General features: G+C 68.3%; 13 protein-coding genes. 8 read left to right on the top strand and 5 right to left on the bottom strand.

Features of this window, described 5'->3' with window-relative positions; all coding sequences use genetic code 11:
• Positions 1-420 precede the first annotated feature (420 nt).
• The gene (locus PMI01_RS24180) at positions 421-1,440 is read right to left on the bottom strand and encodes a N(4)-(beta-N-acetylglucosaminyl)-L-asparaginase (protein WP_007675720.1); all 1,020 of its coding nucleotides are present in this window, start codon (positions 1,438-1,440) and stop codon (positions 421-423) included.
• A gap of 115 nt (positions 1,441-1,555) precedes the next feature.
• Between PMI01_RS24180 and PMI01_RS24175 the strand changes: the two genes are divergently transcribed.
• On the top strand, positions 1,556-2,299 hold the full coding sequence (locus tag PMI01_RS24175) for a copper homeostasis protein CutC (protein WP_007675717.1): 744 nt from the start codon (positions 1,556-1,558) through the stop codon (positions 2,297-2,299).
• A gap of 12 nt (positions 2,300-2,311) precedes the next feature.
• Here the strand turns inward: PMI01_RS24175 and PMI01_RS24170 are convergent, their stop codons facing one another.
• Positions 2,312-3,334, bottom strand: coding sequence for a WD40 repeat domain-containing protein (locus tag PMI01_RS24170; RefSeq protein WP_007675716.1), 1,023 nt, complete (start codon positions 3,332-3,334; stop codon positions 2,312-2,314).
• A gap of 223 nt (positions 3,335-3,557) precedes the next feature.
• On the opposite strand from PMI01_RS24170, the gene PMI01_RS24165 reads away from it, so the two are divergent.
• Together PMI01_RS24165 and PMI01_RS24160 are read left to right on the top strand one after the other, a co-directional pair.
• Complete coding sequence (locus PMI01_RS24165; RefSeq protein ID WP_007675715.1) at positions 3,558-4,007, top strand: biopolymer transporter ExbD; 450 nt, start codon at positions 3,558-3,560, stop codon at positions 4,005-4,007.
• A gap of 154 nt (positions 4,008-4,161) precedes the next feature.
• Positions 4,162-4,599: an ExbD/TolR family protein gene (locus PMI01_RS24160; protein WP_007675714.1), complete on the top strand. Its 438-nt coding sequence runs from the start codon at positions 4,162-4,164 to the stop codon at positions 4,597-4,599.
• Positions 4,600-4,673: 74 nt separating this feature from the next.
• Here PMI01_RS24160 and PMI01_RS24155 read toward each other — a convergent pair whose 3' ends face one another.
• Complete coding sequence (locus PMI01_RS24155) at positions 4,674-5,783, bottom strand: CobW family GTP-binding protein (RefSeq protein ID WP_007675713.1); 1,110 nt, start codon at positions 5,781-5,783, stop codon at positions 4,674-4,676.
• Positions 5,784-5,823: 40 nt separating this feature from the next.
• The gene (locus tag PMI01_RS24150) at positions 5,824-6,450 is read right to left on the bottom strand and encodes a hypothetical protein (protein ID WP_007675710.1); all 627 of its coding nucleotides are present in this window, start codon (positions 6,448-6,450) and stop codon (positions 5,824-5,826) included.
• 209 nt (positions 6,451-6,659) lie between these two features.
• On the opposite strand from PMI01_RS24150, the gene rplU reads away from it, so the two are divergent.
• From rplU to PMI01_RS24135, 3 genes are all read left to right on the top strand, one after another.
• Complete coding sequence (gene rplU, locus PMI01_RS24145) at positions 6,660-7,169, top strand: 50S ribosomal protein L21 (protein ID WP_007675709.1); 510 nt, start codon at positions 6,660-6,662, stop codon at positions 7,167-7,169.
• 93 nt (positions 7,170-7,262) lie between these two features.
• Positions 7,263-7,532: a 50S ribosomal protein L27 gene (gene rpmA / locus PMI01_RS24140; protein ID WP_007675708.1), complete on the top strand. Its 270-nt coding sequence runs from the start codon at positions 7,263-7,265 to the stop codon at positions 7,530-7,532.
• A 204-nt stretch (positions 7,533-7,736) separates the two neighbouring features.
• Positions 7,737-8,270, top strand: coding sequence for a GNAT family N-acetyltransferase (locus tag PMI01_RS24135; RefSeq protein WP_007675707.1), 534 nt, complete (start codon positions 7,737-7,739; stop codon positions 8,268-8,270).
• Position 8,271: 1 nt separating this feature from the next.
• Here the strand turns inward: PMI01_RS24135 and PMI01_RS24130 are convergent, their stop codons facing one another.
• Complete coding sequence (locus PMI01_RS24130) at positions 8,272-9,198, bottom strand: hypothetical protein (protein WP_238537118.1); 927 nt, start codon at positions 9,196-9,198, stop codon at positions 8,272-8,274.
• 248 nt (positions 9,199-9,446) lie between these two features.
• Here PMI01_RS24130 and obgE point away from each other — a divergent pair, with 248 nt between their 5' ends.
• Together obgE and proB are read left to right on the top strand one after the other, a co-directional pair.
• A complete protein-coding gene (gene obgE, locus PMI01_RS24125) occupies positions 9,447-10,511 on the top strand; it encodes a GTPase ObgE (RefSeq protein ID WP_007675703.1) in 1,065 nt (354 codons plus the stop codon).
• Positions 10,499-11,644 (top strand): glutamate 5-kinase, encoded by a 1,146-nt coding sequence (gene proB, locus PMI01_RS24120; RefSeq protein WP_035038260.1) that lies wholly within the window; start codon positions 10,499-10,501, stop codon positions 11,642-11,644. The genes obgE and proB overlap by 13 nt, the downstream gene beginning before the upstream one ends.
• Positions 11,645-11,668 lie beyond the last annotated feature (24 nt).

Genomic DNA, 11,668 nt, shown 5'->3' with positions numbered 1-11,668 from the left:
GCGCTTCCCGCTCGACCACCCCCGAAGGCCGCAGCGGTCGCCGTACGTGCGCCCTCCCCGTGCCTTCAGGTGCGAGCAGTATCGGTGAGGCTGGAAGGGGTGAGGACAAGTTAGGCTGAGAAAGTTCAAGCTTCTGAAATTGCTGAACTCTATTCGCTATCCGCCGAGGACAAGCCGCCTAGCCGGGGACGCGCTCTCACGGCAAGGCCTGGCCAGATCATCCCTGAATTCCAGGGTGAGTGCGTGTCCCCACCGTCATCCGCGGCGTCAGATCTTCTTCCCGAACAAGGGCGTGAAACCCGAACTCAGCGGACGACGAAGGGGACACGCACTCATATCGAGCGCCTCGCGATCTGGGCCAGGCCCTGCCTTGAGTGCATGTCCCCGGCCACGGCGAGGCCGCGCCTTGTCGCCTGATCCTCAGTAGAAGCTCGGTCCCGGCAGCAGCCGGTCCTGGCTGGCGGCGTCGCACAGCGCGTAGGTGAAGCCCTTCTGGATCGCCCAGGCCCCGACCTCGCCCTGTTTGTTGATCGCCAGGAACCCGACCTGGATATCCTTGGCGGCCGGCTTCTTCTTCAGGATGCGCGCGACGGCCTCCTTGCAAGCCTCTTGCGGCGAGCGCCCCTGGCGCATCAGCTCGACGACCAGGAAGCTGCCGACGTTGCGGATCACCTCCTCGCCGACGCCGGTCGAGGTGGCCGCGCCGACCTCGTTGTCGACATAGAGCCCGGCGCCGATGATCGGACTGTCACCGACCCGGCCGCGCAGCTTCCAGGCCATGCCGCTGGTGGTGCAGGCGCCGGCCAGGTCGCCCTGGGCGTCGAGAGCCAGCATGCCGATGGTGTCGTGGTTGCCCTTGCCGCCCGGCGCGCCCAGCTGGCCGGAGGTCTTGCCGTAGTCGCCGACCTCGCTGTTGGCCTTGGGCTGGTACTTGGCGTCCTTGCGCCAGGCCTCCCAGGCCGCGCGGGATTCCGGGGTCAGCAATTCCTCGCGCGGGAAGCCCTGCTCCTGGGCGAACTGCAGGGCGCCGGCCCCGACCAGCAGCACGTGCGGCGTCTTCTCCATCACGGCGCGGGCCACCGAGATCGGGTGGGCGATGTGTTCCAGCGCCGCCACCGCGCCGCAATTGCCGCGCTCGTCCATGATGCTGGCGTCCAGCGAGACATGGCCGTCGCGGTCGGGATAGCCGGCCCGGCCGACGCTGTGGTTCTTGAGGTCCTGCTCGGGAATCCGCGCCCCGGCCTCGACCGCGTCGAGCGCGCGGCCGCCCTTGGACAGCACCGCCCAGGCCGCCTGGTTGGCCGGCACGCCGAAGTCCCAGGTCGAGATCACGCAGGGTTTCGACAGCCGGGTTCCGGTTTCGTCGGCGGACGCGGCGCCGGCGCCCAGCAAGGCGGATCCGGCCATTGAGGCGCCGATTAGGCCTCTGCGATTCAGCATGGGTGTGCTCCAAGAACGCCGTTTGCGAATCCTAGAGCGTGGCGGCCGAAAGTGGATACCGGTTTCGGCGCCCGCCATGCTCCTGCTTAAAATCATGGCTCCCGAAGAGGCGAAGATGTCCAAGCGCGTGATCCTGGAAGTCTGTGTCGACACGCCCGCCGGACTGGCGGCGGCGATCGAAGGCGGCGCGGATCGGATCGAGCTGTGCTCGGCCCTGGCGCTGCAAGGCCTGACCCCGGCGCCCGGCCTGATGGCCATCGCGGCGGAGGCGCCGATCCCGATCTATCCGATGATCCGGCCGCGCCACGGCGACTTCGTCTATGACGCCGGCGACCTGGACGCCATTTTCCGCGACATCGACGCCGCGCGGGCCGCGGGCCTGGCCGGGGTGGTGATCGGCGCCAACTTGCCGTCGGGCGAGCTGGACGCCGAGGCCTTGGCCATGCTGGTCGCCCATGCCGAGGGCCTGGGCGTCACCCTGCACCGCGCCTTCGACCTGACGCCCGATCCGTCCGCCGCGCTGGAGACCGCCATCGACCTCGGCTTCGAGCGTATCCTGACCTCGGGCTGCGCGCTGAACGCCATGGCCGGGGCCGAGACGATCGCCCGACTGGTCGAGCAGGCCGACGGCCGCATCGCCATCCTGGCCGGCGGCGGGGTCAAGCCGTCCAACGTCGCCGAACTGATCGCCCGCACCGGGGTGGTCGAGGTGCATGGCTCGTGCAGCGGCCCGATGACCTACGGCCTGGGCCAGGGCCACGAGGACCGCGCCTACAGGCTGGGCTTCGTGCAGGACGGGCTGCGGGACACCGATCTGGAAACGGTGGCGGCGATGGTCGAGGTGCTGAGCGCGCTCTAGCTGTTCTTGAAACTAGAACCGCGTCTCCATCGCCGGCACGGCGATCACCCCCGCCTCGCCGTCCTCGTCGCCCCAGGCCAGGCGCGTCCCGTCGGCCGACACCGCCAGCGAACTGATCGCCGCGCCCTTCTCGGCCTTCAGGGTCTCGATGCGGCCCGAGCGCATGTGCGCCGCCCAGATCTTGCCGTTGTCCTGGCCGGCGACCGCCACCGGCAGGGCCTCGACGCCCGCCACCTGCACCACCAGCGAGTCGCGCGAGAAGCCGATCTCGGCGGCTTCCTTGCCCATCGGGCCGTTGGCCCCGGCGAACGGCCAGACCACCGCGCCGTTGGCGCCGGCGGTGACCATCAGGTTGCCCTTGTCGAAGAACGCCAGGCTCTTGATCTTGGCCGGATAGCCGCCCATCCGCATGTCCTTGTTGTCGGAGAGGCGCCAGCCGTGCAGCTGGCTTTCCTGCATCGACGAGACCAGGAACTTGCCGTCCGGGCTGAACAGGGCGGCGATGTGGCTGCCGGCCCATTTCAGCTGTTGCGGCTTCTGGCCCTCGATCCGCGCCCACCACAGCGACACCCCGCCATAGCCGGCCGTCGCCAGGCGCTTGCCCTTGGGGTCGAAGGCCAGGCCGGACACGGTCTTCTCGTGCGGGAAGACCCGCAGGAACTTGGGATCGGCCGCGTCGCGGACGTGGGCTTCCTTGCCGGCGGTGAAGGCGATCAGGCCGGAGGCGGCGCTGGTGGCCACATGCTCGATCCAGCGGCCCTTGACCTCGGCGATCAGGGTGGCGGCCACCTCGTCGCCCTCGACCCGGCTCCAGACCACCTTGCCGTCGTCGCCGCCGGTGACCACGCCCCGGCCCGAGGGATGCACGGCGGCGCTCAGAACCGCGCCGGCGTGCGCCTCGACGGTGACGAAACCCGCCTCCCCGTTTTCATGGGCGGTCTCGAATCGGACCGTGCCGTCGCCCAGGGCGAAGGTCGCGCGGTCGGCGCGGTCGAACAGGGCGGCGGTGACATAGGCGTCGAAGGAATAGATCATCCGCGCGCCATACCCCGCTCCAGGGCGGGCGCCTAGTCGCGCCTCACGAGAGTCAGGGCCCGGGAAAGGCCCATCTGAACGGCGTTCGGCCAAAAAGACTCACAAAAGGGGTTGCCATTGCGCCGCGTCGTCGGGCTTTACTTCGTCGCCCGTCTGAGCCAGACGTGGCCATCTAACAATTGCGGGACCGCGCCTGTAGCGGCCCTTGGGAGACAGTCAGGCTATGGCGGCTAAACTCTCTGGCGGTGGTGGCGGTCGCTACTCCCTCGGTCAGAACGCGGACATCAACGTCACGCCCTTCGTGGACATCCTGCTCGTCCTGCTGATCATCTTCATGGTCGCCGTGCCGATGGCCACCGTGGCGATCAAGGTCGACCTTCCGCCCGCGACGATCCCGCCGCCGGACGCGCCGAAGCCGAAGGAGCCGGTGTTCATCTCGATCCAGAAGTCGGGCGCGCTGTACGTCGCCGACAAGCAGACCAGCCTCGACAACCTGCAGTTCGACCTGGAAGCCAAGTTCGTGGCCAATGACCAGGCTGGCCCGAAGGACGACCAGCGCGTCATGGTCCGCGCCGACGCAGACGTGGCCTATGCCGACTTCATGGGCGTGCTGAACCAACTGCAGACCGCCGGCTGGTACAAGGTCGGCCTGATCAACGAAGACATCCACTAGGACGCTTCCACGATCAGCGCGAAAATCAGGGGCCGGACGCCAGCGTCCGGCCCCTTTTTTACGTCCGTAGTTTAGCGCTTTACAAACGCGCGGAAGCCGACAAACTACACCTGTAACTTCAACTGATCCTGGTGGTTCGGAAGGGAGACGGGCGATGGCGGCGAAACTCTCGGGCGGCGGCGGCGGGCGCTATGCGGTGCGGCAGAACGCGGACATCAACGTCACGCCCTTCGTCGATGTCCTGCTGGTGCTGCTGATCATCTTCATGGTCGCCGTGCCGATGGCCACCACGGCCCTCCCGATCGACCTGCCCCAGGCCTCGAAGGAGGTCGCGCGGCAGGAACCCGTGTTCATCGCCATCCAGACCTCGGGCGCGCTGTTCCTGGCCGGCCGGCCGACCAGCCTGGAGACCCTGGCCAACGATCTGAGCGCCCGGTTCGCCGCCAGCGGCCAGGCCGGACCGCGCGGAGACCAGCGGGTGATGATCAGCGCCCAGGCCGATGTGCCCTACGAGGCCTTCATGGGCGTGCTCAACCAGGTTCACGTCGACGGCTGGACCAGGATCGGGATCATCAACGAAGACCTTCACTAGCCCAGACATGAGAAAGCCCCGGAAGCGCTGCTTCCGGGGCTTTTGCTTGGGCGGGGCGGCGGCGGACTTGCCCCCTAAGCCGCCGTCGCCTCGAACCCGGCCTTCAGTTCGGCCTCGTCCAGGTCGCGGCCGATGAACACCATGCGGCTGTAGCGCTTGTCCTTGTCGGTCCAGGCCCGCTGGAAGTCGCCCTCCAGGATCATGTGCACGGCCTGGAACACCAGGCGGCGCTCCTCGCCCCGGACGTCGATGATGCCCTTGGCCCGCAGGATATCGGGCCCGCGCCTGGCCAGCAGCTCGTTGAGCCAGACGGTGATCTTCTGGCCGTCGACCGGACGGTCGAGCGTCAGGGAAATGCCCTTCACGCCGTCGTCGTGGATGTCGCTCTTGTGGTCGTGGCCGTGATGGTCGTGGCCGCAATGCTCGTCGTGCACGTGGCCATGGTCGTGGTGGTGGTGGTCATGACCGCAGTGCTCGTCGTGCACGTGACCGGCCTCGCCGTGGCCCGGATTGAGGAACTCCGGCTCCAGTTCGGTGATCCGCTCCAGGTCGAAGCTGTGCTTGCCGATGATGGCGTCCAGCGGGACGTTCGAGCGCTGGGCGCGGTGGATGGGGGCCAGCGGGTTGATGCGCTTGATGCGGGCCTCGACGTGGCGCAGGTCGTCTTCCGACACCAGGTCGGTCTTGTTGAGCACGATCTGGTCGGCGAAGGCGATCTGCTCGACGGCCTCCTTGCTGTCGCCCAGGCGCAGCAGGATGTGCTTGGCGTCGACCACGGCGGTCACCGAGTCGAGATAGGTGCGGGCCTTGACGTCGTCGTCGACGAAGAAAGTCTGGGCCACCGGGCCCGGATCGGCCAGGCCGGTGGTCTCGACGATGATGGCGTCGAAGCCGCCTTTCCGCTTCATCAGGCCCTGCAGCACCCGGATCAGGTCGCCGCGCACCGTGCAGCAGACGCAGCCGTTGTTCATCTCGAACACTTCCTCGTCGGCCCCGACCACCAGGTCGTTGTCGATGCCGACCTCGCCGAACTCGTTGACGATCACGGCGTAGCGCTTGCCGTGCTCCTCGGTGAGGATGCGATTGAGCAGGGTGGTCTTGCCGGCGCCGAGATAGCCGGTCAGCACGGTGACGGGAATCTTGCCGGGAGCGGGAGCGGCCAAGGAAGGAGAAGACTGGGTCATGGCCGCTATTTAGGGGCGATGAGGGCCGGACGGAAGGCGCTTAGGTTTTCAGGAACGCCACGGCCGCGCCGATGGCGATCAAGGCCACCCCGAGGATGATCTCCTCGTACTGTTCCAGCCGCGCCAGGCCCAGGCGGTTGAAGCCGGCCAGGCTGAGGCCGGTGAAGATCAGCATGCCGGCCGAGGTCGCGGCCAGCAGCACGACGCTCAGCGTGACGAAGCCGGCCACGCCGTGCTCCATGCCCGCCAGATAATAGGGAAGAAAGGCCTCGCACGGCGACAGGGTCAGCAGCACCACCAGGGCGGTGATCGCCGCGCGGTCGGAGGCGAACTTGCGGCTCTTGTCCATCGTCGCGTGCTTGTGGCGGCCGCGCACCAGATAGAAGACGCCGAACGCCGCCATCAGGCCGCCGACAATCCAGTGGAAATAGCCGCCGACGTGCGGCTGGGCGACGAGGCCGGCGGCGACCACCGCCAGGCCCAGCACGATCGTCAGGCTCACATGGCCCAGGCCGGCCAGCAGGGTGACCCCCAGGGTGCGGCCCGTGCTCCATTTCTGCGCGCGGCCGACCAGCACGAACGGCAGCCAGTGCGTCGGCAGGGCGGCGTGCAGGAAGGCCACGGCGAACCCGGTGGCGGCGACGGAGGCGAAGAAGGTGCTGTTCACCCCTGACCCTTTAGACTGTTACATTGTAACACGCCAGTCCTCTTTACGACTCGCGGGAGTCACGGACCAAGCGCGAGCCAGGCGCCGGAATGTCTCATCTCGCCGTTGACTCACAGGTCGTCGGCTGTATAAGTCCGCCCCCTCGCCCGCTGGGTTTCCTCGCGGGCGTTCCCAATTTTGCGAACGCACGTTTCTTAAGGCGCTAACCTATGTACGCGGTGATCAAAACCGGCGGCAAGCAGTACCGGGTCCAAGCCGGCGACCTGCTGGTTGTCGAAAAGCTGGACGGTGAACCGGGCTCGGAAGTCGCTTTCGGCGAAGTCCTGATGCTGGGCGAAGGCGAGGCCGTGACGGTCGGCGCCCCGCTCGTTGAAGGAGCTGTCGTCACCGGCGCCCTCCTCGAAACCCGCAAGGGCGAGAAGGTCAAGATCTTCAAGAAGATCCGCCGCCAAGGCTATCGCCGCACCCGTGGCCACCGCCAGACCGAGTCGGTCGTCCGCGTGACCTCGGTCGCCGGCGGCGGCAAGGAAACCAAGTGGGAAGGCGTCATCGACCTGACCCCCAAGGTCATCCTCAACGCCCGCGCCCGCGGCCTGGGTGACGCCGCCGTCCCGGCGACGATCCCGAGCATGCCGGTGAAGGCCGAAACCGCCGCTCCGAAGAAGAAGGCCGCGCCGAAGAAGGCCGCGACCGAAGCTGCTCCGGAAGCCGAAGCCTGAGACCCTCACGGGTTTCGTTGAACGATTAACTCGATCCAGGTCTCACCTCCTTAGTCAGAGGGGGAAACCGGATTTAGGAACTAGGAGGCCACTATGGCTCACAAGAAATCAGGCGGCTCGTCCAGCAACGGTCGCGACTCCGCCGGCCGCCGCCTTGGCGTGAAGAAGTTCGGTGGCCAGAAGGTGCTCGCCGGCAACATCATCATCCGCCAGCGCGGCACCAAGTTCTATCCGGGCGCCAATGTCGGCATGGGCAAGGATCACACCCTGTTCGCGCTGATCGAAGGCGCGGTGGGCTTTATCACCAAGCGCAACAACCGCACCTACGTGAACGTCGCCGCTCCGGCCCAGGCCGCCGAATAGCGCGAAACGCGTAGAGACCGGGTCGCGCTTTCCACAAGAAAGACGATCCGGACAGACGAACCGAAGCGGGGAGTCCGGAACGCCGGACTCCCCGCTTTTGTTTTGTCCGCGCTCAGGAATTTATTGGCCCTAATTTGAACCCGGGTCTGAAATCCGAGCGTCACGGTCCCCACCTAGAAGGACCGAGCACGGGAGGCGCGCCAGATGTGCGTGATCGAAAAAGGTCCCATCATCGAGACGCGGCGGCTGACGCTGCGGACTCCGCGAATCGACGACGCCGCGCGCATCGGCGAGTTCTGCGGCGACTATGCGATCGCCAAGATGACCACCCGCATGCCCTGGCCCTATAGCCGCGCCGACGCCGACGGCTTCGTGGCCCGCTGCCAGGCCCAGGACCGTCGCCACGACACCACCTTCGTCATCGAGCTGGAGGACGAGGGCGTGGTCGGCGTCATGGGCTTCTTCACGCCCGCCGACGGCCACCTGGAAGTCGGCTACTGGATCGGCCGCCCCTACTGGGGCCGGGGCGTCGCCACCGAGGCGACGCGCGGCGCCCTGGCCTGGGCCCGCAGCGACTGGCGCAAGAAGGTGGTCGTCGCCGGCCACTTCGCCGACAACCCGGCGTCCGGCCAGGTGCTGATCAACGCCGGCTTCCTCTATACCGGCGTGGTCGAGCACAAGGCCTCGGCGGCGCGCGGCGAGAGCGTGCCGACGCGGATGATGGTGTGGCTGGCCTAGGCTAGGCCGCCCGGTGCGTGGCGACGACCTTCTGCGGGCCCTCGCGGAAGCGCTTCTCGGCGGTGATGATGCGTTCGCACAGGGGGTCCAGGTCGCTGAGCAGCGAATAGGTGGCGTAGATGGGGATCTCCATCATGGCCACCTGGGCCCGGGGCATGAACTCGCAGTACTTCTTCCAGGCGATGTGCCCGTCGCGGGCGTTCATGGCCCGCTGGCCCAGCGGGTTCCACAGGCTGAGGCTCATCAGCTCGTCCCGGCACTCCTTCATCACCGGCAGGGCGATGTAGAGGAACAGGAAGGTCGGGGTGGCCGCCCGGCTGAACTGCGGCTGGACCTGCATGTGCCAGATGCGGAACGCCTCGAAGAAGCCGGCCTTGCGGACCGGGTCCGGCGGCAGCCACTGGAGGTCCGGATTGATCAGTTCCTGGGCCGAGCCCGAGCGCTTGAGCAACTCGTCGGCGCTGCGGCCCTCGGCCATGGTCTTCGACAGGGCGCTAACCGGGATCGCCAGGCGCTTGGCCACCTCGGTATAGCTGACCTGGCGACCGGCCATCGGCGTCCACTGGCCGAAGTTCGGAGCGTTGGGCGCCTTGGCCCGCTGGATGGCGGCGGCCTGGTGCAGAAGCTGTTGCTGCTCGCGGTTCTTCGACGCCTGCTGGCGGTCGAACTCGGCCTCGTGCGCGGCCTGCTCCTCGGCGGTCATCCAGCGCGCCCGGCCCGGGCCGTAGGTGCGCTCGTTGCGGTTCAGCAGGACCAGGCCGTGATCGCTGGAGGGCCGCTGGCCGATGTCGGTGAGGAAGCAGCGGAAGTCGCGCCAGGTCCCGGTCACCCCGGTGCCGCGGCTCATCAGGATGTTGCGGTGCACCGACGCCTCGTTGGCGTACTTCCGGCACAGGGTCGGAAGGGTCAGGTCCGCGAGATCCTGCAAGAATTCTTTACTGACGTCCTGATTGTTCGCCAACGCCAGCCTCCCCCGAGATGGGCCTTGAGATCCGGATTCTCGCCCAGGGTCTGTTGTCGCATTGTCAGTTTTAACATTTCGTCACGAACCGAACGCGGTTCGGCCCGTCGCGGCCCCGCGTGATCCGGCGGAAATCGGGACTTTCAAGGGCTTGTGAGGGGCCACGAAAGCCGTTTCGGCTCGACGGGAAAGCCGCCTTAAGACAAAAGACGCTCATGAAATTCTTGGACCAGTGCAAAATCTACGTCCGCTCCGGAAACGGCGGCGGCGGCGCGGTCTCGTTCCGACGCGAGAAGTACATCGAATACGGCGGCCCCGACGGCGGTGACGGCGGGCGTGGCGGCGACGTGTGGATCGAGGCGGTCGAGGGCCTCAACACCCTGATCGACTACCGCTATCAGCAACACTTCAAGGCCGGGACGGGCGTCCACGGCATGGGTCGCGGCCGCCATGGCGCGGCCGGCGACGACATCGTGCTGAAGGTCCCGGTCGGCACCCAGGTGCTGGAAGAGGACAAGGAAACCCTGATCGCCGACATGGACACCGCGGGCATGACCCTGCGCCTGGCCAAGGGCGGCAACGGCGGCTGGGGCAACCTGCACTTCAAGGGCCCGATCAACCAGGCCCCGAAGTTCGCCAACCCCGGCCAGGACGGCGAGGAGCTGTGGGTCTGGCTGCGGCTGAAGCTGATCGCCGACGTCGGCCTGGTCGGCCTGCCCAACGCCGGCAAGTCGACCTTCCTGGCCGCCGCCAGCGCCGCCAAGCCGAAGATCGCCGACTATCCCTTCACCACCCTGACCCCCAACCTCGGCATGGTCGACCTGTCGACCAGCGAGCGCTTCGTGATGGCCGACATCCCCGGCCTGATCGAGGGCGCCTCCGAGGGCGCGGGCCTGGGCACCCGGTTCCTCGGCCACGTCGAGCGCTCGGCGGTGCTGATCCACCTGGTCGACGGCACTCAAGATGATATCGCCGGGGCCTGGACCACCATCCGCGCCGAGCTCGAGGCCTATGGCGACGAACTGGCCGACAAGTCCGAGATCCTGGCGCTGAACAAGGTCGACGCGCTGGACCCCGAGACCCGGGAGGCCAAGCGCGCCGAGCTGGAAGCCATCTCCGGGACCAAGCCGATGATGGTCTCCGGCGTGTCGGGCGAGGGCGTCACCGAGCTGCTGCGCGCCGCCTTCACCCAGGTGCGCATCCGGCGCGGCGAGACCCCCGCCGAGGCGGCGGTCGACGAGGCGCCCGAGGAAGAAACCCCCGGCGGCTGGCAACCCTAGTGAGCGCTTCAGGGGGAGCGCTGTCGGCGGCCAGGCGGATCGTCTTCAAGGTCGGCTCGGCCCTGCTGGTCGACGCCGAGACCGGCGCGCCCGACCGCGCCTGGCTGAGCGCCTTCTGCGCCGACGCCGCCGTCCTGCGGGCCCGGGGCCAGCAGGTGGTGGTGGTGTCGTCGGGCGCGGTGGCCCTGGGCCGCCGCCGCCTGGGCCTCAACAGCCGCAAGTCCCTCACCCTGCCCGAGAAGCAGGCCGCCGCCGCCGCCGGCCAGTCGGTGCTGATGCGGGCCTGGGAAGAGGCCCTGGAGCCGCACGGCGCCGTGGCCGCCCAGATCCTGCTGACCCGCGACGACACCGAGGTGCGCCGCCGCTGGCTGAACGCCCGCGCCACCGCCGAGACCCTGATCGGCTTCAACGTGGTGCCGGTGGTCAACGAGAACGACACCGTGGTCACCGAGGAGATCCGCTACGGCGACAACGACCGTCTGGCGGCCCGCGTCGCCCAGATGGTCGGGGCCGACCTGCTGGTGCTGCTGTCCGACATCGACGGCCTCTACACCGCCGACCCGCGCCGCGACCCGACGGCCACCCATATCGAACGGGTGAGCGAGATCACCCCGGCGATCGCCGCCATGGCCGAGGGCGCCAACACCGCCACCGGGGTCGGCACCGGCGGCATGGCCACCAAGATCGCCGCCGCCCGCATCGCCCGGGCCGCCGGCTGCGCCACCCTGATCACCCTGGGCTCGCGGCCGCATCCGCTGAAGGCCATCGAGGACGGGGCCCTGGCCACGGTGATCGAGGCGGGGGCCAGCCCGGCCGCCGCCTACAAGGCCTGGATCGCCGGCTCCCTGGCCCCCCAGGGCTGGCTGACCGTCGACGCCGGGGCCGCCGCCGCCCTGCTGAAGGGCAAGAGCCTGCTGTCGGCCGGGGTCCGCGCCGTCGAGGGCCCGTTCGACAAGGGCGACGCCGTCCGGGTCCGCGACGAGGCCGGCCGCGAGGTGGCCCGGGGCCTGGTCCGCTACGACAGCGCCGACGCCCACAAGATCGCCGGCCTGCGCTCCGACGCCATTGAGGCCGAGCTGGGCTTCACCGAGGGTCCGATGATCCACGCCGACGACCTGGCGGTGGGCGCCTAGATGCGCCCAACCAAACCCTCTCCC

Source organism: Caulobacter sp. AP07 (genome assembly GCF_000281955.1).
Lineage (GTDB): Bacteria > Pseudomonadota > Alphaproteobacteria > Caulobacterales > Caulobacteraceae > Caulobacter.
This window is presented reverse-complemented; position numbering and strand designations above follow the sequence as displayed.